21 protein-coding genes and 2 pseudogenes are annotated in these 24,575 nt (G+C 44.9%); 22 read left to right on the forward strand and 1 reads right to left on the reverse strand.

The window, feature by feature from the left end; all coding sequences use genetic code 11:
• The first annotated feature begins 46 nt into the window (after positions 1-46).
• The 20 genes and pseudogenes from SCACP_RS02545 to SCACP_RS02640 all read left to right on the forward strand — a co-directional run bounded on the left by SCACP_RS02545 (position 47) and on the right by SCACP_RS02640 (position 23,082).
• Positions 47-952 (forward strand): NAD(P)-dependent oxidoreductase, encoded by a 906-nt coding sequence (locus SCACP_RS02545; protein ID WP_425059871.1) that lies wholly within the window; start codon positions 47-49, stop codon positions 950-952.
• A 78-nt stretch (positions 953-1,030) separates the two neighbouring features.
• Positions 1,031-1,504, forward strand: coding sequence for a PPC domain-containing DNA-binding protein (locus SCACP_RS02550; protein WP_425059872.1), 474 nt, complete (start codon positions 1,031-1,033; stop codon positions 1,502-1,504).
• 341 nt (positions 1,505-1,845) lie between these two features.
• Positions 1,846-4,218 carry a glycyl radical protein gene (locus tag SCACP_RS02555; RefSeq protein ID WP_425059873.1) on the forward strand — a complete coding sequence of 791 codons (2,373 nt, stop codon included), beginning with the start codon at positions 1,846-1,848 and terminating at the stop codon, positions 4,216-4,218.
• A 14-nt stretch (positions 4,219-4,232) separates the two neighbouring features.
• Entirely contained in the window at positions 4,233-5,162 is a 930-nt protein-coding gene (locus tag SCACP_RS02560) for a glycyl-radical enzyme activating protein (RefSeq protein WP_425059874.1), read from the forward strand.
• A 169-nt stretch (positions 5,163-5,331) separates the two neighbouring features.
• Positions 5,332-5,529, forward strand: coding sequence for a tautomerase family protein (locus SCACP_RS02565; protein ID WP_425059875.1), 198 nt, complete (start codon positions 5,332-5,334; stop codon positions 5,527-5,529).
• Positions 5,530-5,605: 76 nt separating this feature from the next.
• The gene (locus tag SCACP_RS02570; protein WP_425059876.1) at positions 5,606-6,775 is read left to right on the forward strand and encodes an iron-containing alcohol dehydrogenase; all 1,170 of its coding nucleotides are present in this window, start codon (positions 5,606-5,608) and stop codon (positions 6,773-6,775) included.
• Positions 6,776-6,870: 95 nt separating this feature from the next.
• Complete coding sequence (locus SCACP_RS02575) at positions 6,871-8,226, forward strand: MFS transporter (protein WP_425059877.1); 1,356 nt, start codon at positions 6,871-6,873, stop codon at positions 8,224-8,226.
• A 267-nt stretch (positions 8,227-8,493) separates the two neighbouring features.
• A pseudogene (locus tag SCACP_RS02580) lies at positions 8,494-9,813 on the forward strand (MFS transporter).
• 74 nt (positions 9,814-9,887) lie between these two features.
• The gene (locus SCACP_RS02585) at positions 9,888-10,808 is read left to right on the forward strand and encodes a 3-keto-5-aminohexanoate cleavage protein (protein ID WP_425059870.1); all 921 of its coding nucleotides are present in this window, start codon (positions 9,888-9,890) and stop codon (positions 10,806-10,808) included.
• A gap of 52 nt (positions 10,809-10,860) precedes the next feature.
• Entirely contained in the window at positions 10,861-11,766 is a 906-nt protein-coding gene (locus SCACP_RS02590; protein ID WP_425059871.1) for an NAD(P)-dependent oxidoreductase, read from the forward strand.
• Between the two features lie 78 nt (positions 11,767-11,844).
• Positions 11,845-12,318, forward strand: coding sequence for a PPC domain-containing DNA-binding protein (locus tag SCACP_RS02595; RefSeq protein ID WP_425059872.1), 474 nt, complete (start codon positions 11,845-11,847; stop codon positions 12,316-12,318).
• Between the two features lie 238 nt (positions 12,319-12,556).
• Positions 12,557-12,886: a PCC domain-containing protein gene (locus SCACP_RS02600; protein ID WP_425061304.1), complete on the forward strand. Its 330-nt coding sequence runs from the start codon at positions 12,557-12,559 to the stop codon at positions 12,884-12,886.
• 303 nt (positions 12,887-13,189) lie between these two features.
• Positions 13,190-14,017: a hydroxypyruvate isomerase gene (hyi, locus tag SCACP_RS02605; protein ID WP_425059878.1), complete on the forward strand. Its 828-nt coding sequence runs from the start codon at positions 13,190-13,192 to the stop codon at positions 14,015-14,017.
• 222 nt (positions 14,018-14,239) lie between these two features.
• Positions 14,240-15,688 (forward strand): 4-hydroxyphenylacetate 3-hydroxylase family protein, encoded by a 1,449-nt coding sequence (locus tag SCACP_RS02610; RefSeq protein ID WP_425059879.1) that lies wholly within the window; start codon positions 14,240-14,242, stop codon positions 15,686-15,688.
• Between the two features lie 313 nt (positions 15,689-16,001).
• Positions 16,002-16,247, forward strand: a complete 246-nt coding sequence (locus SCACP_RS02615) for a hypothetical protein (protein WP_425059880.1) — start codon at positions 16,002-16,004, stop codon at positions 16,245-16,247.
• A gap of 28 nt (positions 16,248-16,275) precedes the next feature.
• Entirely contained in the window at positions 16,276-17,457 is a 1,182-nt protein-coding gene (locus SCACP_RS02620) for an acetyl-CoA C-acetyltransferase (protein WP_425059881.1), read from the forward strand.
• Between the two features lie 84 nt (positions 17,458-17,541).
• Complete coding sequence (locus tag SCACP_RS02625) at positions 17,542-18,402, forward strand: 3-hydroxybutyryl-CoA dehydrogenase (protein ID WP_425059882.1); 861 nt, start codon at positions 17,542-17,544, stop codon at positions 18,400-18,402.
• 18 nt (positions 18,403-18,420) lie between these two features.
• Complete coding sequence (locus tag SCACP_RS02630; protein WP_425059883.1) at positions 18,421-19,206, forward strand: short-chain-enoyl-CoA hydratase; 786 nt, start codon at positions 18,421-18,423, stop codon at positions 19,204-19,206.
• 1,217 nt (positions 19,207-20,423) lie between these two features.
• The gene (locus SCACP_RS02635; protein ID WP_425059884.1) at positions 20,424-20,678 is read left to right on the forward strand and encodes a hypothetical protein; all 255 of its coding nucleotides are present in this window, start codon (positions 20,424-20,426) and stop codon (positions 20,676-20,678) included.
• A gap of 235 nt (positions 20,679-20,913) precedes the next feature.
• Positions 20,914-23,082, forward strand: coding sequence for a DctP family TRAP transporter solute-binding subunit (locus SCACP_RS02640; RefSeq protein ID WP_425059885.1), 2,169 nt, complete (start codon positions 20,914-20,916; stop codon positions 23,080-23,082).
• A 225-nt stretch (positions 23,083-23,307) separates the two neighbouring features.
• On the opposite strand, the gene SCACP_RS02645 is transcribed toward SCACP_RS02640, so the two are convergent.
• A complete protein-coding gene (locus SCACP_RS02645) occupies positions 23,308-23,679 on the reverse strand; it encodes a hypothetical protein (RefSeq protein WP_425059886.1) in 372 nt (123 codons plus the stop codon).
• Between the two features lie 80 nt (positions 23,680-23,759).
• Here SCACP_RS02645 and SCACP_RS02650 point away from each other — a divergent pair.
• Together SCACP_RS02650 and SCACP_RS02655 are read left to right on the forward strand one after the other, a co-directional pair.
• A pseudogene (locus SCACP_RS02650) lies at positions 23,760-24,122 on the forward strand (SIS domain-containing protein); the annotation flags it as partial.
• A 183-nt stretch (positions 24,123-24,305) separates the two neighbouring features.
• Entirely contained in the window at positions 24,306-24,575 is a 270-nt protein-coding gene (locus SCACP_RS02655) for a metal-sensitive transcriptional regulator (protein WP_425059887.1), read from the forward strand.

The following is a 24,575-nucleotide window of genomic DNA, read 5'->3' on the forward strand; positions in this document are numbered from 1 at the left end:
TGTTGATTAAGTCTCAAATTTGAATTAGGAAAAGGAGAAATGCATTGTGAAAACATCAGTAGGTTTTATTGGTCTCGGAGCAATGGGCAAACCAATGGCAAAGAATTTAATTAAGGCGGGATTTCCACTTTATGTATATGATCTCAACCCGGCTCCAGTGGAAGAATTAGTTGCACTCGGCGCTAAAGCTGCCGCTACTCCTAAAGAGTTGGCAAGTAACTGTGGCACGGTCATTACCATGCTACCGAACTCACCGCATGTTGAGTCTGTCTTATCAGGGGATAACGGGGTTTTAGCAGGAATGGCAACTGGCGGTACAATTATCGATATGAGCTCAATTGCGCCAGGGGCGGCTAAGAAGCTCGCTGCAATGGCAGCCGAAAAAGGTGTGAATATGATCGACGCGCCGGTAACAGGCGGCGTTGTTGGTGCCGAAGCGGGCACGCTTGCCATTTTGGTAGGTGGTGCCAAAGAAGTATTCGAAAAAAGCATGCCTATTTTGGAAGCAATGGGCAAATCAATTGTTCGGTTCGGCGAAATTGGGGCAGGCCAAACTGCCAAGATGGTTAACCAGATAATAGTTGGGATACAGTGGGCAGCAGTAGCCGAAGCCTGGACAATCGGCGTCAAGGCTGGAGCCGACCCTGTTTTGTTGCAAGAAGTACTTGGCAAAGGAGCAGCTCGATGCTTTGCAATTGAAAGAATGCCTAATAATATGCTAGTTGGGAATTTTGAGCCAGGTTTTGCCATTGATTTGCAGCATAAAGATTTGTGCCTTGCCTTAGACACTTCTCGTGATCTGCAAGTTCCACTAAATCTTACGAGTACAGCATTGCAGTATTATGAAGCTGCACGTGCACTTGGTTTTGGTAAGAAAGATCATTCTGCGGTAGTCAAGGTATTGCAGAATATTACAGGTGTGGATATAAGCGTAAAAAAGAAAGCTGAGTAAGCTTCGGCTTTAATCTTAAAGGTGTCTGAAGCTCCGTAATAGGGGATTCATAATAAAAAATATATGGAGGTAGTTATAATGAGTAACGAAGTAAGAGTTAAATTTGCAGCAGGTAAGGCTGGCAAGCAGGTAGCAGCACGAATCCAGCCGGGGACAGATCTTATAACAGGCATTGAGAAGATTTGTGACGAAAATGGTATCAAAGGCGGCTGGGTGAACTGCATTGGCAGCCTCCAAAAAGCCGGATATTATATTCTTGTTCCAAACAATGCCAAACTTGGGGCTGGCTATGGGGATGTAAACCGCGTCGAGGGACCGGTCGAGCTGATGAACGGCATGGGCCTGATCACCGAGAAAGACGGCAAGAGCGAGATTCACTTCCATGCAACCATGTGTGATAAAAAAGGCACCGTATTTGGCGGTCATATTGTAAAAGGTGAAAATCCAGCTCTTGCTACAGTAGAACTGGTAATTCACGAAATTTTAGATATCAAAATGGCTCGTCAATATGACGAAGAGGCAGACGGTAACCACTTCTCCCCGTCGAAGTAGTTCTAGGCACTGAACCACGGTACTGGTAGATCAACAATTCGCCGTCCTTCATAAATACATGGGAAGGATGGCGAATTAGCTACCATTCCGGACGGGCGATGATTTAGAACTGGAGTGCAAAAGGCTGTGGTGGGGCGATTGATCTGAGTGGCTATTTTTTTGAGGGTCAATGAAAAATACTGGTGGTTAACGTCGGTATTAAAGTGACTGAAATTTCAACCAATATAGTGGTGTTTTGGCGGCATAGCTTTGGCACGTATATTGAATAGTCAATTGATAATTAGCTATTTTAAATATGCAATATTTTCAAAAATATCTCACATTAAAGGGAGGGAAGTCAGATGGGAGCTACCTTGCGAATTCAACGCCTGAGAGAGAGACTCCGGTCATTTGAAAAGGCTATCTGTGTGGAACGGGCTGTTTTGATTACTAAAAGTTATCAGGAAACCGAAACGGAACCGATGGTGATTCGCCGTGCCAAAGCACTGCGGGATATACTGAGAGGAATGTCGATCTATATTGCTGACGGGGAACTCATTGTGGGTAATCAGGCCAGCGCACCCAATAAGGCACCCGTATTTCCGGAAACTTCCGCGCCTTGGGTAACAGAACAACTAGAAACTTTTGGTACACGTAATTTAAACCGGTTTGCAATAAATGAGCAGGATAAACAGGTTCTACGAGACGTGTTGGGTTATTGGCGGGGAAAAACTGTCATGGAACGGGCGCTTGGTCTACTCACTGAGGAAACACGGGAGGTTTTTGAACAAACATACCCAGTAATAGCCCCAACGTTGCTATTACGTAATTGTACAGGGCATTATGTGGCTAATTATGAAATAATTCTAAAAAAGGGTTTTTCCGGGTTAAAGGATGAGGTAGTTGCTTTGATGAATTCCTTGGATCCAGCGAGCCCAGAAGGTATCGGTAAGCTGCAATTTTATCGCGCTGTATTGATTGTCTGTGATGCAGTAGCGGAATTTGCCAATCGTTACGCTCAATTGGCAGAGGAACTGGCGCAGCAAGAAATTAATTCTGGCAGAAAGAAAGAACTGGAGACTATTGCCGAAGTTTGCCGGCGGGTACCGGAATATCCTGCCCGTAGTTTCCATGAAGCGTTGCAATCTTTCTGGTTCCTCCAGTTAATCATTCAAATTGAGACTGATGGCTTGGCAGAATCCCCCGGTAGATTTGACCAGTACCTTTATCCCTATTTAGCACAGGATTTAAAGGAGAATAAACTAACGCTTGAACAAGCTCAAGAATTAGTTGACTGTGTATGGCTTAAACATAATGAGGTAATAAAGCTCAGCGATAATCCTCCTGCAGCAAAATACTTCGGGGGGGTGACGATGTCACAGAATATCATCGTGGGCGGCCTCAATAAAGACGGCGAAGATGCAACCAACGAACTTTCTTATATGTGCATCGAGGCCGATAAACATATTCAAATGCCACAACCATCGCTTTCCGTGCGCGTGCATAGCACCACGCCTGAAAAGTTTCTGTTAAAGGTGGCGGAGTTAGTCAAAACAGCTGGCGGTAAACCGGCAATATTTAATGACGAAGTAATTATTCCGGCGCTTATGAGTGACGGTATTCCTTTGGAAGAAGCTCGTGATTATGCAATCGTCGGCTGTGTAGAACCTACTCCATCGGGTAACACAAACGGCTGGACTAATGCGGCTATGTTTAATTTAGGAAAGTGTCTTGAATTAGCTCTTCATAATGGGGTTTGTCAATTAAGCGGTAAGCAAATCGGACCTGCTACTGGCAATGCCAAAGAGTTCCAAACCTTTGACCAGGTGATGAAAGCATTCAAGGAACAGATTTCGTATTTTATCGCCCATATGGTAAGCATGCTAAATACCTGGGATTATGTGCATCGTGAATTAATTCCGACTCCATTCATATCGTCATTTATCGATGACTGCATCGCCAAGGGCAAGGATTTAGTAGAAGGTGGGGCCCGTTATAATTATACCGGTCCACAAGGTATTGGCTTGGCCGATGTTGCTGATGCACTTGCGGCAATAAAGACTTGTGTGTTTGATACACAGCAAATTTCTATGGGTGAACTGATCGATTCCCTAGACCATAACTTCGAAGAGCAGGAGGACGTGCGCCTGCTTCTGCGGAACAAAGTGCCGAAATATGGCAATGCTGAAAACCTACCTGATTTAATGGCAAGAGAGATTGGTTTGTTTTATTGCAGAGAAGTATCACAGTATCGAAATCCACGTGGTGGTAAATATCGTCCGGGACTATATCCTGTAGCAGCTAACGTGCCGCTGGGCGGAGTGGTAGCTGCGCTACCTAACGGTCGAAAAAAAGGAGAAGCACTTGCCGATGGCATTTCACCGGTTAATGGTTGTGACCTCAAGGGGCCGACCGCAGTGCTCCGCTCGGTAGCAAGAGTGGAACATGCGGCAGCTGTTAATGGTACTCTACTTAACGTAAAACTCCACCCCTCGACCCTCAAAAACGATAAGGACATTAAGAACTTTATTGCATTATTACGATCATTTTGCGCTCTCAAGCTGATGCATGTGCAATTCAATGTTATGTCGGCCGATACGCTTCGGGCGGCGCAAAAGGATCCGGAGAAGTACCGGGATTTGATGGTCAGAGTAGCTGGTTATAGCGCGTTTTTTGTGGATTTAGATGAAAAATTACAAAATAACGTTATTGAGCGGACTGAGCACTTACTTTAAACAGGGGGTAATGAATGAAACAGGGTAAAGCAATACCGCCATCAACATTAAAAGGAAACATTTTTAATATCCAAAGATACTCCATTCACGATGGGCGGGGTATACGAACTTTGGTTTTTTTTAAAGGATGTCCTCTCCATTGTGTTTGGTGCGCCAATCCTGAATCTCAATCATTTAACAATGAAATTACTATTTTGCAAAACCGCTGTTTCAGATGCGAGAAATGTGTTAGAAGTTGTCCGGTAAACGCCATCACCATTACCCCGACCGGTGTAGTGATAAATCGAACCGAGTGTACGTTGTGTGGACGTTGTACAAAAATTTGCTATGCCGAATGCCTGCAAGAAATAGGCAAGCAGTATACGGTCATGGAGGCACTTGAGGAGATTCAGGGTGATTTGGTATTTTATGAGTCCTCTGGTGGAGGGGTTACCTTCTCGGGAGGGGAGCCGTTTGCCCAAGCCGATTTCCTCTATGCCTTGCTGCAGAAATGTAAGGAGCACGGTATAGATACCGCCATCGAGACTTGCGGCTTTGCCCCTTTCGAAAAAATAGAACGCTGTTTACCGTATCTTGACACAGTTCTATTTGATATTAAGCACCTTGACAATGAGGCTCACAAACAATTGACCGGCGTAGAGAACATGCTGATTCTTGCCAATTTGCGCAAGATAGCTGCAACGGGAGTAGATATAGTGATCAGGGTGCCTGTGATACCTGGCTTAAACGATAGCTTAGAACACTTATCTCAAATTGCAAGCTTCGCCAGAGAGCTAGGCATCGCTGAAATTCATCTGCTTCCCTATCATGATTTTGGCAGACCTAAGTACTTTCGACTAGGTCAGGAATACAAACTGGATATCGAACCACCGACGAAGGATAATATGGAAGAACTTCAGCGAACACTAAGCCAATTAGGCATTAGTGTAGAGATCGGCGGGTAACAAGAGCAAGAGAGGCTATAATGCTCAACCGCCCAACTGCTTTCAAACCGGATAACGTATGTCCCGCTGAGAATACGCTATCTGGTTGATTAAATTCCCATTCTAGTGAGGTATCACCAATTACGTTTTGTGAGAGGATGAAATGATTATCTAGAAAGGAGGTTAAATCATGCCAATAATTCAGATCAACATCGCTGCCGGAAAAACCAATGAACAGAAGAAAGAGATGTACAAGCTGGTAACGGAAGCCATGGTGAAATCAGTAGGCGTAAAGGAAGAAGCTGTTACCATTTTTGTAAATGAGTACGACCTTTCTGACATTGGAAAAGCTGGCAAGAGCTATCCGGAGTTTCTAGGAAGTAAGTAGTAAGGATGCCGCAGGAAAAGGTATTTCTGATGGCCACTATTCAAGATGAAATATTGTCGAGACGGAGATGATGTTCATGACTAATACCATTTATCAGTATAAAATGCCAACAGAATTGATATTTGGGCGCGGCGCAGCAGAACAAGTTGGCAAAATTGCTGCCAGCCTTGGTGCCCAAACAGCCATGGTTGTGACCGATCCCGGAGTAACCAAAGCAGGCCTGCTCCAAGGAATTATCGCTTCGTTAGAAGCCGCAAAAATTAACTATATTGTTTTTGACCAAGTTGAATCTGATCCATCGACCCAATTGGTGATGAATGTTACCGAGATTGCAAAAACAAATAACTGTAACTTAATCATCGGTGTTGGTGGTGGTAGCGCGCTAGATGCTTCAAAGGCCATAGCCGCTATGGTTACTAATCCTGGTGATATAAGTGAGTATGCGGGCATTGGTAAACTCAAGAATCCTACACTGCCAGTTATAGCTATACCTACCACTGCTGGGACAGGTAGTGAGGCAACATATTGGTCCGTACTTACTAATAAGCAAACGAAGCTTAAAGCCGGAGTCGGCAGTTGGTATCTAATGCCTACAGTTGCTCTTGCCGACCCTTTGCTGACGCTATCGCTTCCTGCGTCGTTGACAGCCTCTACCGGCATGGATGCCTTAACCCATGCTATTGAATCATATGTCTGTACGGCTACTCAACCCATATCGGAAGCTATGTCGGAGAAGGCCATTGCCTTGATTGGACGGAGTTTGCGCAAAGCTGTTGTTAATGGCCGGGACATCCAAGCAAGGGAAGATATGCTGTATGCAAGCATGATCGCGGCGCTGGCGTTTAACGTGACCAGACTGGGACTGGCCCATGCCTTCGTAGTTCCGGCGGCAGCCTATTTCCCCATTCCCCACGGTATTGGCAATGCGATTTTGCTGCCCCATGTAATGGAATTTAATTATTTAGCATGTCCGGAGAAATTTGCCAAAATTGCTGAATTGATGGGTGAAGATATTAGGGGTTTGTCAGTGCTGGAGGCAGCGCAAAAATCCGTAACTGCCGTTAAGAGCTTAATGAAAGACATCGGAATTATTAAAGGCCTTCGGCAGTTTGGCGTAACTGAAAACGATCTTCCCCATTTGGCTGAGGAGGCCGCGAAAACAGGTAATGTTCCTGTTAATCCCCGGGTGGCAAATGTCCAGGATATTATCAATATTGCCCAAAAGGCTTTAGACGGTATTGCATAGGTGTCCTTGGCAATCAAAAAAGCTGATGTAATTACTTGGTCAGTACAAATTACTTTGGCTCAAAAATATTACAAAGTAAAGGGAGCTGTAAAAATATGAGCGCAGGTATATCTCCAACCTCAAAAATCAGTGCAGCCGTCCAAAACAAGTCAAATTATCGGTGGATAGTTTTGGCAATATTGTTTGTAACCTATACGATTAACTTTGCTGACCGTACTAATCTTGGTATAGTGCTTCCTACTCTTAAACAAGAGTTTGAACTTACTAATTTGCAGTTAGGCCAGTTAGCTAGCTTCTTCTTTTTAAGCTATGCATTAGTGCAAATTCCGGCAGGTTTTATTTATAGTCGGTATGGCACACGCGTGTTGGTCCCGGTATCTGTCTTTTTATTCTCGCTTGTTACGGTTCTAATGGGCACAGCAACTAGTGCTGCGCAATTGACATGGCTGCGTCTGGCATTAGGTATATCGGAAGGCCCCGGCCCGGTTGGCATGGCAACTACCGTTAAAACTTGGTTTCCGAAAAAGGAACAATCCTTTGCTACTTCGTTTTTTTCTGCATCAGTAATGTTTGCGCCAATTGTTGTTCCTATCGTTGGTGTGTGGATATTGGTTAATTATGGGTGGCGTTCGGTATTTTACTGGTTTGGTTTCCCTGGTATCGTTATGGCGATACTTTGGTATCTCTTGATCCACAATAGTCCCAAAGAAAGTCCTTATTGCAATGACCAAGAAAAAGCATATATTATGGAAGATACTGAAACTGCGGCAACGGTGGAAGCAACAGCTACAAGTCCGGCTGCACAAGTTCAAGGAGACTTCGGTTGGTTTGACAAGTTTATCCGCCTGAAGAAGGTTGAGACCCTCGATACCAAGATGAAAGTACTGAAGTCAAAGAACATTTGGATCAATACCATCGCTTATTTCATGATGTGCCAGGTTTTGTACGGTTTGTTGACCTGGGTTCCCTCATACCTAGTAAATGCCAAAGGATTTCCGCTGATGACCATGGGTTTTGTCGCCGCTGCGCCATGGATTGGTGGATGTATCGGTGTAATAGGCGGTGGCTGGGTATCTGATAACATTTTACTTGGAAGACGGAAACCTAACATGCTTCTGACAGCCTTGTCGGTAGCAATAATAATGATTGTAATGATCTATTTACCCACAACCGTTACCATGGTTACGATTGGTCTTTTTCTTTCTGGATTTTTGCTGAATATTGGATGGCAAAATTTTATGGCTTACTCGATGGGCCTGACAACAGTATCAACCTATCCAGTAGCTATAGCCATCGTCAATAGCGGTGGTAATCTGGGGGGCTTTGTTTCTCCCATGCTGGCAGGTCTTCTATTAGACACTTTTAAGACATATGATGCGGTTTTCATCTATTTCGCGGTCGCAAGTATTATCGGCTTTGTATTATTATCTTTGCTTGATGAACCGGCTTAAGCCATACTCTAAACAAAAGCTTGTTGGAAAAACACTCGGCCTTTCATCGAAGGGCTGAGCGTTTTTCCAAAGGATGAAAAGCATATCCTGAATAAGGAGGTGCTTTATGTAAGGAGATTTTAGAAAATATTCCAACGAGATAAGGCCTAGATCCAGCTACTGATATTGTTCAGGAGTGTTCGTTCCTCATCGAAAAGTAACTTATAGTGTTATTTCGATCTTTTCTAGAAGTACTAATCTGGAAAGAATAAACTGAGAGGAAATATTATGAGTAATCAACCTGGGAAGATAGGTGTTCGTTGGTGGGTTGCTATTATTTTATGGCTAAGCTACATTGTATGGTATATGGATAGGGTCAATATTTCTGTTGCCGGACTAATCATGATTAAAGAGTTCGGGTGGACAGCAGCGGATTACGGACTGGTACAATCAGCGTTTTTTGTGGGATATGCTTTGACGCAAATACCAGGCGGGTGGTTGGCTGATAAGTTCGGTGGATAAAAAGTTATAATATTTGGGACGTTGTGGTGGTCACTATTTGTCTTCATTACTCCGCTTGGTGCTTCTTTGGGGATGATGTTGGCCATTCGTTCCCTGATTGGTGCCGGCGAAGGAGTAAATGCTCCCGTTCATGTCTCCCTGACTGCACGGTGGATGCCAAAGAGTGAGGCCGGTAGAGCAATGTCGTTCTATATCTTAGGGATGCCTGTAGGTATCATGCTTACCATGCCTCTAACTGTTTATATCACAGAACAATGGGGATGGCAAGTGTCATTTTATGCCTTCGCGATTGTTGGCGTACTATGGTGCGCATTGTGGAATTGGTATGGTTGCGATCGTCCGGAACAGCATCCTTCAATTTCCAAGGAAGAATTGGAGTATATAAAAGCGGATCAGGATCCCCCGGAAGTTATGAACTAGCCTATTAATTTGAAAGTGGTGTTGACGAATAAATCGGTTTGGGCCTTGGCACTGGCATACTTTTGCCATAATTACCTTTGGTACTTGTATATGACGTGGTTGCCGGGTTATTTGGTAATGGGACGTGGTTTTTCGTTGATAAAAACTGGTTGGTTTGCCATGGTTCCCTATCTCGTATGCATCGCCACCATACCATTGGGTGGGTACATTTCAGACCTTTGGACAAAGACGCGGGGAAGTAATTTTGGCCGTCGGATACCGATCGTAATCGGATTCGCCGGCTGTGGTATCTTCCTCATTTTGGGAGCATATACGCCTAATGCTTATGTGGCAGTGCTGTATATGGCCCTGTCGATTGGAGCTTTGGGATTTAGTTACGGTGCGTTCTGGGGAGCCCCAATTACAATTTCGCCGAAAGACAGTGGCGTAATCGGTGGAGTACTGAATACCCTGGGGACACTGGCTGGAGTTTTTGCCCCAGCGATCACCGGTTTTATCGTAACGGCCTCGAATAACAAATTTGAAAATGCCTTGTATTTTGGCGCATCTCTCGCCTTTGTAGGAATTATCTTCCTGTTGACAATTGTCAAAATAAAACCGATATTGCAAAACGATACTGATGTTTGCACAACTAACAACAATATGTCGGCCACTTTAAGCAAGTAATCTTGCCGATTCTAAAATTAGTGAAAAAATCTACATAATGCTACCTAATCGTCAAAAGAAAGAGTGATATAAAAATGAGTAATAAAGTAATGTTAACAGCCGCAATTACTGGAGCTGTTACAACACCTTCAATGTCACCATATATACCGCAAGGTTCTGCGCAGATTATTGATGAGGCTGTAAAAGCTTATGAGGCCGGAGCATCAATGGTACATATTCATGCGCGCGAAGCGGAAACGGGAAAGCCCACTTCTGATATAGACGCGATGTATGAGATTGTATCGGGAATTAAGAAAAGATGCAATGTTGTCATTGGTATAACCACAGGTGGAGCCTTGGGCATGACGCCGGAAGAGCGACTTGCTGTTATTCCGAAGCTAAAACCGGAAATCGCTTCCTGTAACGCCGGCTCAATGAACTTCGTGTTAAGCCCGGCGGCAGAAAAAATTAAGCCGATCCATGATTGGGAAATTCCTTTTCTAAAGAACACCTATGACTACATCTTTGCTAACACCTTCAAGACAATTGAATATTGCATTAACATTATGAATGAAAATGGGACTCTGCCGGAATTCGAGGTTTTTGATGTCGGTATGATTAATAACATCGCCTATTTCGTGAAAAAAGGGATAGTAAAACAGCCGATCTATTTGCAGTTTGTTACTGGTGTCTTAGGCGGTATTCAGTGTTCGGTTGACAATCTCTCGTTTTTAGTGAAAACTGCAAAAGAACAGATTGGCGAGTTTATGTGGTCTTGTGTCGCTCCCGGAAGACAGCAATTTTCCGTGGAGGCAGCGGCATTGGCGATGGGTGGCAATGCCCGTGTTGGTCTGGAAGACAGCCTCTGGTTGAAACGGGGCCAATTAGCCAAGTCAAACGCTGAACAAGTTACTGTTATGAGGGAGATTGCTGAACGAATGGGTTTTGAAATTGCTACTCCAGATGAGGCGAGAAAGATGTTGAACCTCAAAGGCTTGGATAAAGTAGCATTTTAAAAGAAGTGTTGATTAAGTCTCAAATTTGAATTAGGAAAAGGAGAAATGCATTGTGAAAACATCAGTAGGTTTTATTGGTCTCGGAGCAATGGGCAAACCAATGGCAAAGAATTTAATTAAGGCGGGATTTCCACTTTATGTATATGATCTCAACCCGGCTCCAGTGGAAGAATTAGTTGCACTCGGCGCTAAAGCTGCCGCTACTCCTAAAGAGTTGGCAAGTAACTGTGGCACGGTCATTACCATGCTACCGAACTCACCGCATGTTGAGTCTGTCTTATCAGGGGATAACGGGGTTTTAGCAGGAATGGCAACTGGCGGTACAATTATCGATATGAGCTCAATTGCGCCAGGGGCGGCTAAGAAGCTCGCTGCAATGGCAGCCGAAAAAGGTGTGAATATGATCGACGCGCCGGTAACAGGCGGCGTTGTTGGTGCCGAAGCGGGCACGCTTGCCATTTTGGTAGGTGGTGCCAAAGAAGTATTCGAAAAAAGCATGCCTATTTTGGAAGCAATGGGCAAATCAATTGTTCGGTTCGGCGAAATTGGGGCAGGCCAAACTGCCAAGATGGTTAACCAGATAATAGTTGGGATACAGTGGGCAGCAGTAGCCGAAGCCTGGACAATCGGCGTCAAGGCTGGAGCCGACCCTGTTTTGTTGCAAGAAGTACTTGGCAAAGGAGCAGCTCGATGCTTTGCAATTGAAAGAATGCCTAATAATATGCTAGTTGGGAATTTTGAGCCAGGTTTTGCCATTGATTTGCAGCATAAAGATTTGTGCCTTGCCTTAGACACTTCTCGTGATCTGCAAGTTCCACTAAATCTTACGAGTACAGCATTGCAGTATTATGAAGCTGCACGTGCACTTGGTTTTGGTAAGAAAGATCATTCTGCGGTAGTCAAGGTATTGCAGAATATTACAGGTGTGGATATAAGCGTAAAAAAGAAAGCTGAGTAAGCTTCGGCTTTAATCTTAAAGGTGTCTGAAGCTCCGTAATAGGGGATTCATAATAAAAAATATATGGAGGTAGTTATAATGAGTAACGAAGTAAGAGTTAAATTTGCAGCAGGTAAGGCTGGCAAGCAGGTAGCAGCACGAATCCAGCCGGGGACAGATCTTATAACAGGCATTGAGAAGATTTGTGACGAAAATGGTATCAAAGGCGGCTGGGTGAACTGCATTGGCAGCCTCCAAAAAGCCGGATATTATATTCTTGTTCCAAACAATGCCAAACTTGGGGCTGGCTATGGGGATGTAAACCGCGTCGAGGGACCGGTCGAGCTGATGAACGGCATGGGCCTGATCACCGAGAAAGACGGCAAGAGCGAGATTCACTTCCATGCAACCATGTGTGATAAAAAAGGCACCGTATTTGGCGGTCATATTGTAAAAGGTGAAAATCCAGCTCTTGCTACAGTAGAACTGGTAATTCACGAAATTTTAGATATCAAAATGGCTCGTCAATATGACGAAGAGGCAGACGGTAACCACTTCTCCCCGTCGAAGTAGTTCTAGGCACTGAACCACGGTACTGGTAGATCAACAATTCGCCGTCCTTCATAAATACATGGGAAGGATGGCGAATTGCTGTAGCAAGTTGATGTCAGACATATGACATCAACAATGAAAGGGGATGAAAAGATATGAGGTCATGGGTAGGTCAAGAAGTCGGTAGAGTCATAGTTATTAACTTGGAGCGAGGGGAGAAGTTACTAGAAAGCATTTCAGCGAGTTAAAAAGACAAGGTATAAAGGATGCTATTCTTTTAGGATGTATCGGTTCACTTCAAACGGCAGTTTTTCACGTTGTTGCTTGTACTGATGAGCATCCGGTAGATAAGTTTGTTACACTAGCAGATAAACCTATTGAACTATCGTCAGTACAAGGCGTTGTGCTTAATGGTCAGCCGCATTTCCATATAGTTATGTCTGATCTTCAGCAAACTTATACAGGGCATTTGGAAGAGGGCTGTGTAGTATTATATTTGGCAGAAATCACATTACTTGAGGTGAAAAATCTCAATTTATACCGTAAGAAAAATGAAGCTGGCATTGGACTCATAACTGCAATTGAATAAAAGCGAGTATAAGGTTTTTCTTATAATGTTGATAGGAGTGGATAGTGTTGTCGAAGCCGACTTTGTCATCACAGAGGATTGGACTCTATTATAGCTATTAGCTCTAAATATGGCAGATGATACAGGACCTGCATTATAAACGAATTTTTACCTTTGAAGCGTCAATAATTTCTATTATTAAGAGAAGGCTAAGAGCCATAGCCGATTCTTATATCGGCAGGCTATAGTGTTTTGGTTAAGCTAGGGTCTTAAATTCCAACTTTAACATAGAAGACTGAAGTAACTAATGATATTGTGCGGACATTGTTTGAATTTGCTGGTATTGATCAAAGACGGGAGAGGATAGTAATGCCCAAGCTTGGAATCAACCTTTCAATGCTATTTACGGAAATACCAATGATGGAAAGATTCTCGGCGGCGCGCAACGCCGGTTTTAACTCCATAGAAATTCAGTTTCCTTATGAATTCGATCGCAAAGCAATCAAACAGGAGTTACAGCGAAATGAGCTAGAAATGATACTATTCAATATGCATCCTGGAGATGTTGCTGCCGGAGATTGTGGGATAGCCTCCCTGCCTTCACGTGTAGATGAATTTAGGGCTACGGTTCAAAAAGCTGTTGATTGGGCGACTGATTTAGGAGTATCAAGGTTAAACTGCTTAGCTGGAAAAAGAGTTAGTAGTTATTCTTACGAAGAGCAATGGGAAACGTTGGTGTCTAACGTCCGTTATGCAGCTCGAATTCTAGAACAGAATGGTATTCAGCTAATGATTGAACCCCTTAATCATTATGATGTTCCGGGTTTTTTACTCAATACTCCGACGCAAGTGCTACAGCTAATCAACGAAGTTAATAGCGCCAATGTATATTTGCAGTATGATATATACCACGCGCAACGCGAAGAGGGAAAATTAACTGAAACATTGCGCCTTAACTTAGCGAAAATTGGACACATACAAATTGCTGACAATCCGGGACGCCACCAGCCTGGAACCGGAGAGATTAATTACCGATATCTTTTGCAAGAGATTGATCGAAGTGGTTATCAGGGATATGTATCACTCGAATATTTACCTCAGCCGGACACATTAACTTCATTGAATTGGCTGAAAGATTTAGGAATCAACTAACAACATCATGATTTTGAATTAAAAATTTGAGCTTTTGCAAATTTATTCACCGCGAATTTTAGATGAATGACGTGGAGTGGCCATAATTGCTTATTACTTGCTTTTGCTACAACGGTTGCGTGCATAATTTTAATTAATTATATAGCATATCTATTTCTGCGAACGTTTATAAAGATATTTATAGTCAACTATAAGAAGTCAACAGGAGGGCATGTAATTCTAATGATGACACCTGAACAATATGAAGAGAGTTTGCGCAAACTAAAACTCAAAGTATACCTGCAAGGAGAATTGGTGGAAAATCCGGTAGATCACCCGATAATCAGGCCTTCCATGAATTCGGTCAAAATGACATATGCCTTGGCACAGGACCCGCAATATGAAGACCTGATGACAGCAACTTCGCATCTTACAGGTAAAAAAATTAACCGCTTTACCCACTTACACCAAAGTGCAGAAGACCTAGTTAAAAAGGTCAAAATGCAACGGTTGCTCGGCCAAAAAACTGCCTCGTGTTTCCAGCGTTGTGTCGGTATGGACGCCATCAATGCTGTCGACAGCACCACTTTTGAAATGGACAGAAAACTTGGTACCAATTATCATGAACGCTTTACCAAATTTCTTCTGAACATGCAGGAGCAAGATTGGACTGTAGACGGAGCTATGACCGATCCTAAAGGTGATCGCAGTTTGCCGCCCAGCAAGCAAGCCGATCCAGACCTGTTCGTCCATGTGGTAGAGAAAAGGGAAGACGGTATCATAGTGCGCGGGGCCAAGGCACATCAAACCGGCGCCATCAATTCCCACATGATTTTGGTCATGCCGACTATCGCCATGGGGCCGGCTGATGTCGATTACGCCGTTTCTTTTGCTCTGCCCGCAGACGCCGAAGGTATATTTTACATCTATGGCCGCCAGTCTTGCGATACGCGCAAGCTGGAGGGTGGGGATATTGATGTGGGAAACAAACAATTTGGCGGCCATGAAGCTCTCATGATATTTGATAACGTGTTCGTTCCTTGGGAAAACGTCTTCATGTGTGGCGAAATCGAATTCAGTGGCATGCTAGTGGAACGATTTGCCGGTTACCACCGTCAAAGCTACGGAGGCTGCAAGGTCGGCGTAGGGGATGTGCTCATCGGCGCCACAGCGCTGGCAGCTGACTATAGCGGCGTAGCCAAGGCATCGCATGTGAAAGATAAGCTCATTGAAATGACGCACCTGAATGAGACACTCTATTCCTGTGGTATCGCCTGTTCGGCCGAAGGGCACAAGACTGCGTCCGGCACATACCTCATCGACCTCTTGCTAGCTAATGTTTGTAAGCAAAACGTTACCCGTTTTCCCTACGAAATCGCCCGACTGGCCGAAGATATTGCCGGTGGTCTGATGGTTACGATGCCGTCCGAACATGATCTACGGCATCTTGAGATCGGGAAAGTAGTGGAGAAATACTTCAAGGGCGTGTGCGATATTCCTACGGAGCAACGGATGCGTATCCTACGATTGATTGAAAATATTACACTGGGAACAGCGGCTGTAGGCTATCGGACCGAGTCCATGCATGGAGCCGGATCGCCCCAAGCCCAACGGATTATGATTGCCCGGCAGAGTAATTTGGAAAAGAAAAAAGAGCTGGCCAAGGCGATTGCCGGTATCAGTAAAGCGTAACCTGCCAACTGGGTACAAATAGAAATAAGCTGTGTGCTAAGGTATTTCCATGGACAAATAGCCATCGAGGAAAAGGTTAGGGCAGGTTTTGCCAGCGTATTAAGGGGATATTGAATTAGTGGAATTACCCCCACTGGGTTTGTTAAAGTGAGACTAACCGGGGCATCACCTGTCCCGGTACTCAGCAGACCTTGTCGGGCGGTGAAAGCTGAATTACAGATAGCTTTCCCGGAAGTCAAGGGTTTGATACCGATGTATCAGGTAAGCGACGATTTAATTCAGCAGGCCGTAAATATTATATAAGGATAAGCCGGTGATTTATGAGGGAAAAGCCGAATCAGCATTAAGTTTTGGGCGGGTGCAACCCGAGATTGACCGCGTCCAAACTGCGGCACAAAGCATCCCCATGCTTACGGCGTTGGGGATATGGTGTCTGTCAATAAGGCTGGATGCTGATTTTGTTATTTATATGAGTGGCTACACAGCCGTCGCTCATCCTAATTTTCGCGCAGCGCTGACGAAAGAAGCGAATGTGAAGGGTACCAAGGGCAGTCCGTAACACATAATCGCAAAGGAGGATTTATTTGATGAAAGAAGCAGTTATCGTAAGTGCGGTGAGGACCGCCATTGGCAGTTTCAACGGGGCGTTAGCCCCTTTTTCCGCTCCAGAACTAGGGGCAGTAGTGATAAAAGAAGCCCTAAACAGGGCTGGTGTGCCCGGAGCGGACGTAGACGAGGTCATCTTCGGCAACGTACTGCAGGCTGGCCTGGGACAAAATCCTGCTCGGCAGGCAGCCATACAGGCGGGCTTGCCCGCCGAGATTCCGGCCTTAACTATCAACAAAGTGTGCGGCTCTGGCCTAAAAACCGTAAATCTCGCCGCTCAGGCCATCCGTGCCGGGGATGCGGATATCGTAGTTACCGGGGGGATGGAGAGCATGACCAATGCGCCCTATCTCCTAGACGCGAAAGCCCGTTGGGGAATGCGTATGGGCCATGGCAAGATTACCGATGTTATGATCACCGATGGACTATGGTGTGCGTTTAATGATTACCATATGGGGATTACGGCGGAAAATGTGGCAGAAAAATATTGCATTTCCCGGGAAGAACAGGACCGGCTGGCTTTTGAATCGCAAAATAAGGCTATCGCAGCTATTGAACGAGGTGCCTTCAAAAAAGAGATTGTACCGTTGACTATTAAGACGAAAAAAGGTGAAATAACCTTCGATACAGATGAATATCCAAAAGCTAATACAACAGTCGAAGGATTGAGCGCTCTGCGCCCAGCCTTTAAGAAAAATGGAACTGTTACGGCAGGAAATGCGTCTGGCATCAATGATGGAGCCGCTGCCTTGGTCGTCATGTCGGCAGACAAGGCAAAACAACTGGGGATTAAGCCGATCGCCCGTATCCTGTCTTACGCGTCAGGGGGCGTTGATCCCAGCATCATGGGCATCGGTCCCGTGCCGGCCACCCAGAAGGCCTTGGCGAAAGCCAGTTTGACAGTGGCCGATCTTGATCTTATCGAAGCCAATGAAGCTTTTGCGGCACAGTTCTTGGCGGTGAGCAAAGAACTCAAGTTTGCTAAAGAAAAAGTTAACGTCAACGGAGGCGCTATTGCCCTGGGGCACCCCATCGGTGCCAGTGGGGCCCGCATTTTGGTTAGTCTGTTGTATGCCTTGGAAGAGCGGCAGGGGAAAATCGGCCTGGCTACCCTGTGCATTGGTGGCGGACAGGGTGTCGCCACTATCGTAGAACGTCTATAGAGATGGTATTGGGGAATCGTCAACCGAGTAGTTGCGGTGGCATTTCCTGTTTAAAGATAAAATATTTTAGTGGGGAGTTGCCTGATGGAATTTAAAAAAATATTAATAATTGGTGCGGGTCAGATGGGGAGCGGCATTGCTCAGGTAATGGCTCAAAACGGTCTTGAGGTTGTGATTCGGGATATAAAACAAGAATTTGTTGCCGCAGGAATCGCCGGCATAGACAAAAATCTGGCCAGGATTGTAGAAAAGGGCAAACTGACAGGTGAAGCAAAGGCTGCAATCATGGCACGGATTTCCGGCGTTGTTGATTTAGATGAGACTAACTGCGACGTTGATTTGGTAGTGGAAGCAGCCAGCGAAAATCTAGCAATTAAAAAGGAAATCTTTCAAGCCCTTGATAAACTTTGCCCCGACCGGACGATTTTTGCCAGCAACACGTCTTCCGTCTCTATTACGGCTTTGGCAGCCATGACCAACCGCCCAGACAAGTTCATCGGCATGCATTTCTTTAACCCGGCGCCGGTAATGAAGCTTGTCGAAATTATCAACGGCCTAGGGACGGGGGAGCAAACCTATATCGCCATTAACGCGCTGACGGAAAAATTGGGTAAGACACCGGTAAAGGTTGCTGATTTTCCCGGCTTTGTGGGCAACCGAATAATGATGCTTATGATCAATGAAGCCATATACTCCCTGATGGAAGGGGTAGCCAGTGTCGAGGATATTGACGAGGTCGCTAAACTGGGATTCGGTCACCCCATGGGGCCGTTGGCCCTATCCGATCTTATCGGCAATGATACGGTACTTTATATCATGGAAACACTGTTTAGTGGCTTCGGTGACCCCAAATACCGCCCCTGCCCGTTGCTGCGTAAGATGGTACAAGCCGGATATCTTGGGCGGAAGAGTGGAAAAGGTTTTTATGATTACAGTAAGAAATAACACCGGGGAGGTTCAAACATGAGCGAATATTCTAATTTGCTCTTCGAAAATGATAATGGTATTGGAATTATTACCATTAATCGACCACAGGCGCTGAATGCCTTAAATGCTGCTACCTTGCGCGAACTAGGTGTCCTGAGCGATATTCTTGCCTGTGATGATGAGGTCAAAGTAGTGATTATTACTGGTGCGGGGGACAAATCCTTTGTAGCTGGTGCCGATATCAACGAGATGTTTCCCCTCGCAGCTATGGAAGGCCGCGCGTTTGGCAAAGTCGGGCAACTGGTCTTTAGTAAAATCGAGAATCTGCCGCAGCCGGTCATTGCTGCGGTCAATGGATTTGCCTTGGGAGGTGGCTGTGAATTGGCGCTGGCCTGCGATATCCGTATCGCCGCTGAAAAAGCTAAGTTCGCGCAGCCCGAAGTTTCGCTCGGTATTTCGCCGGGCTTCGGCGGCACTCAGCGATTGCCACGGCTAATCGGTAAAGGAAGGGCTAAAGAACTGATCTTTACCGGTGATATGATTGATGCCGCTGAAGCCTATCGCATCGGTTTGGTCAATAAAGTGGTGCCGTCGGAAGAATTGCTGGACGCAGCCAAGGAGATGGCTCGTAGGATAATGTCCCGGGCACCCCTCGCTGTGCAGCTTAGCAAAGCGGCGATTAATAAGGGAGTCGATTTGGACCTAGAGTCTGGCGTAGCATATGAGGCCGAAGTTTTTGGCCTGTGCTTTGCTACTAACGACCAAAAGGAAGGGATGACTGCGTTTCTGAAAAAACGTAAGCCCATTTTTACGGGAAAGTGAATATGTGGGCAATGCAAGCATGGGGACGCGTGCAAGCATGGGGACGCGTACCTTGCTTCCAAATGTAGACAGATAATATCATTATTAAGCCTAAAGCAAGCCCCAATTAGGATAGGTGGAAAGCCCCGGGCGCAGTCATTGTTGCGTTTGGGGCTTGCGCTGTAAGCAATATAAAAGACAATAGAAAATTGGGTAGCCTATACAATGGCAAGATGCATAGTTCTCTTTACCCCAGCCACTAAAGATAAAGCCCATATCTTCCTTTTCCTGTGCGATCAACATGGGCGTTTACTTGTTGGTGAAAGTCCAATACGGAGGTTGATAGTGCCAACCGTTAGCCTAAGACAAGGGTGTCCATCGCGGGATGGAATCCGGAGAAAGTCGGCGGCAAAGCTCTGTCTGAGGAACACGAACTACATATACGGCATATCCCTGCTGGGAGAGTTTACAGGACAAACGAAGCAAACTATCCGAAGTGGGTGGTGTAAATATATCAGATATATGGGGTGAAAGTAAGCGCTCTTACCTGGGGAGGTCTGACAGGTTTGCTGTGGACATGAAACGGCAACCTGCGCAGTGATGTGTGACTGAACTGTCAGAAGTCAGCAAAGGTCATACTACCAGAGCGGATATCTACGCTTTGGGAAGGACCGACTGCAGGAGTTAAAGGTGGAACCCGGATGCACTACAGGTGTGCCGAGTATTTCTTCTATGCCAGAAAAAGGAAGAAACAGTGGCAATGAATATGCCAGTGGTTTGCTTGAGAAAAATCCTTCACCCCAGACATGTGAACCTAGACTATAAACGAGTGAAGGCTAATAAAGAAAGCCACGGGGTGGATGGAATGACAGTGTTATAAGCTCCAACCCGTCAGGCGGGTGGAAAAGAATGCTTGGGATACCTACTGTAGTCGATAAAGTGATAAACAAGCCATAGCCCAATTTTTAACCCCCATGTATGAAATGCAGATTTCAGCAAACAGTTACGGGTTTAGACTTGGAAAAAGTGCGAAGCAAGCGGTACTGAAATGGAAGGAATACATTGACGCAGAATACACCCAGACAGTCGATAATTCAGCTCCTACTCGATTCCACAATGAAATGTTAGTGTGAAAGTACGCACTTATTGCTAAATAGAACTGCACAAAATTGTGTACTTTTTCTTACAGTATAATTTTTGCGTAAACGCCGCGTCAATAGGAAGATCATGATCCTTTTTTGCGGGTTGTTGAAAAATCCGATGATGGGATTGTTGGAGAGGGGCCAAGTGCCGTCAGGCCTGTGCTCTCAATTTGGCATTGGGTATCGGATTTTGATTATCCGGTTGCCGGCAAGTACGTGGTTAAATATATCCGGGGACGGACAAGGCATCTGCTGGTTCAGGCCCTGGCGGTTGGCTCCTTGGACAAAGCGTCGGGGGCTTTTATTGCCACACCCCTAGCGGAGAAAGTGTTGCAGGATTCTTCATGGTAGCAAATCACCGATGCTCATACGCCCATGGAGCACCCCGGAGCACCTGAAGAAGTAGCGAACCTCATTGTGTTCTTGGCTTCTTTTTAGGTCAACTATATTACTGACGCTGAATTTTCCATTAATGGAGGATGGACATCAGGCTTATATAGATGAAATATTGTTTTAAGAGGCTGCTGAGAGTTGTTATACTACCGCATACTTAAAACTAAATTAGTAAGAAAGGGACATCTGAAAAATGGGTCTTAATCAGAGAATTTTCATTTTGATTGTAGCGATTAGCTTGGTGTCCAATTTGTTAGTCGGCGTGATTACAGTATATCTGTTTCACGCTGACTATGGACTGGGAGCGATGCTTATTGTCCAACTAGTTAATGCTGTTTTTGTTTGGTATGGGATCCCTGTAATGTTGCGGCCGCTAAATTTGCTGACTAAGTGTATCGAAATGATTGGAACAGGTGATCTTAACGTAACCATCAATTATAATGGCAATGACGAATGCGGGAAACTGGCGGTCGCTATCAATGCGATGGCCGCAAATCTACGTGAAAAAGTAAGTTTGGTATCTAAAGATGCAGAAAAGCTATCAGTCGAGAGTGTTGATCTTGCATCTCAACTGTATGAGACTAAGCAAGTCGTTCAGTCTATAGAACAGAGTATAGTTGAAATTGCCGGCGGGGCTAATGAAATTGGCTCTATGACTGAAAAATCTGCAGAACAAGCTGACAAGGTCTCTAAGCTTGTTCATATAACGGCGGATCGAATGCAGACACTATTAGAAAGTGCTGAATCAATTATGGATGCCTCATCAGCTGGTCAAGTCGCTATCGGTTCAGCCGTGACAGTAATTGAGGAATTTGCTGCCAGTGCCCGTAGCAATGCCAGGCTTGTTGAAAACCTTACACAAAAATCTTACGAAGTCCGGGAAATTGTAGCGCTAATACACAATATTACAAGCCAGACGAACTTGCTTGCTTTGAATGCGGCTATTGAAGCCGCTCGTGCGGGAGAACACGGCAAGGGATTTGCGGTAGTCGCTGGTGAGGTGGGAAATTTGGCGGAGCAATCGCAAGTATCGGCAAAACAGATTGGAGATATAGTTGCAGAGATGCTATCAGAAATGAACGAGGTGGTCGTAGCGTTTCGGAATACGACCAATAGAATAGTATCAGGTGTGGAAATCATCAATCAGGCCCGTGATAAATTCGTTGAGATTGCCAAACAAATACAGGTAACGCGCTCGGGGATAGAAGATGTTGCTAGGTCTGCTAAAGAGGAGGCAAAATTTATGGTCGACTTGCGGGATGCTGCCCATCATGTAGCGGCGGTCACGGAGCAATCGATAGCGGCTACGGAAACGACGGCTGCAGGCACGCAGGAAGTCAGTGCTTCGATAGAATCTATAGTGGATAATTCCAAGTCAATATCCAGGTCAGCCGGAGAATTGTGCCAAGCCATGCTCGGGTTTAAATTGTCTAATAAGCAAACAATACTGGCTGCGCTATCTCTTCCTACATCTTCACCAGCCTTTCTGAGTTTAAAGAAATTTGCCGAAATTCTATCCGCAAAAACTAGTGGGCGGTTGGAAGTTAATCTTTTTCACAGTTGTCAATTAGGTGATGACGCCGAAATCTTAAATAAAATTACAAATGGAACTGTGGATATAACATTTTTGGCTTCTACGTCAGTAGGAGCGGTCGTAAAAGAATTGACAGTGTTTGATCTCCCGTTTTTGTTCAGAGATGAAAAAATGGTCGGCCAGGTACTTGGGAGTTCGTTTGGGGAAAAAGTGCTGTCTGTAATGGATAAATACGGAATTCATGGTCTGGCGATTGCGGCATTTGGATTCCGTGTAATAAGCAATTCGCGGCGTAAAATCAGTACTTTAGAAGACATCCAGGGGCTTAAGATTCGAATTATGAATAATCCTCTCCATGCGGAAATGTTTAAACACTTGGGAGCTACGCCAATGCCTATCCCCTTCGGCGAGTTGTATTCTGCTCTTAGCCGAGGAATGGTCGATGGTCAGGAGAATCCACTTTCAACCATCCATACAAGTCGTTTGTATGAGGTGCAAAAGTATTTGACTCTATCTAATCACCTTTACACACCCATGTTTATGATGTGTTCTAATAACTTTTGGAACACTTTGTCCGAATCAGACCGAATGATCGTGCAACAAGCTGCAAAAGAGAGCGCGAAATATGCTACAGAATTAGGTAGTGGGCTATCCGCGACACTGATTGATGAATTGAAAAACAAAGGTATAGTAGTTACAAAGATATCGGATGTTGAAATGAAAAGATTCAAGGATGCTGTACAACCTGTATTCAAAAAATTCAAGGATCAGATTGATGGTCATCTTCTGGATGAGTTGTTGACCAAAATAAGAGAGATTCAGGATTAACATACCTTGTCTTATACCATGGTATAGATACGTGTTTGTTGGCAAATGGCTCGGCGCACTCCAAGTACTATGGACCGCATAGTGTCTCACTCGGAAAATGCAGAGTCTAATTGACTTCGGCTGGGTCAAGGATACTCGATTGTGAGATAGCTAAGAAAATGATGGAATAGCAAAGCCTGTATTTCTGCTGATATTTCCGCAATTTCCCGGCTTAATCGCGGTTGCTTACAGAAATTTGCAATTTCTAAAATCAGCATTTTGCACACCAGCTTTTATAAGGCTGGTACCATAAGCAGCAAGGCTAGGTATGTATTTTTCTAATTGGGAATATAGCTTAAAGTTTGACTGGGGCAAGTTGTACCACTTTTTCGTGCTGGTTGTGAAGATTAACGAGGCTGCAACATTTGTTGCCTCATAGGAAAGAACAGCCGATGATTTTAACTGCTTTTGCAAAGCCACTTCTTGAGTTAATGAGGCAATGGCCCAGAGCACTTTCTTCTTTGTCGCTTCTAGTGCATTTTTCAAGGTATAGTTGGATATCTGATAGATTCCTGTATATTTTAATGCTTCGTGGCACCGGGACAGTTGTGCAGGCACGGCAGCCACTGCAAGCTTTGCCGTTTGTAGTCTCCACATATTTTTCTATCGCACAATTTCACGGCAGCTTTCATTCAGTGCTATCCTATATTCACGCCGAAGCCTATGCTGCCGGCGAACTCAAGCACGGCACTTTGGCCCTTATCATCGAAGGCGTGCCGGTTATTGCGCTGGCAACGCAGTCTGATGTCTACGAGAAAATGTTGAGTAACATCAAGGAAGTTAAAGCCCGTGACGCCGTCGTCATCGGTATTGGCCTTAAAGGCGACAAAGAAATCGAAAAATACGTCGACCATACTATCTATATCCCGGCCACCAATAAATTCCTCACCCCCATATTATCAGTAATTCCCCTCCAACTCTTAGCCTATTATGCTGCCGTAACCCGCGGCTGCGATGTCGATAAGCCCCGTAACCTGGCCAAGAGCGTGACGGTAGAGTAGTACAGCAGCCGATAATTATTTAAGCCACCTTTTTCTGGTGTTCAATGAAGACCGGAGAAAGGTGGTTTTTTATGCGGGTTCGAGATGATTAGCTTGTTTTATTTAGGCAAGACTAAAAGCATTGACAGCACATTACTTTAGTCTTAAAATAAATACTATACAGGGGTATAGTAGGGGGTTAATATGTTAAACAACAGAGAAAAGACAGATATCCAAAAAAGACTGAGGCGAATCGGTGGACAAATTAACGGAATTGAAAAAATGGTTGATGAAGGACGTTATTGCGTGGATATTTTGCAGCAAATCATGGCTGCTCGGGCTGCGCTTAATCAAGTGGCGCTAATTATGATTGAGAGCCATACGAAGAGTTGTGTGGTTAATGCCATAAAAGAAAACCGTACTGAAGAGGCTATCGATGAGTTGATAGGTGTCTTATCCAAATTCACAAAATAA

It is taken from the genome of Sporomusaceae bacterium ACPt (genome assembly GCA_041428575.1).
In the GTDB taxonomy this organism is placed as follows: domain Bacteria; phylum Bacillota; class Negativicutes; order Sporomusales; family Sporomusaceae; genus Sporomusa_D; species Sporomusa_D carbonis.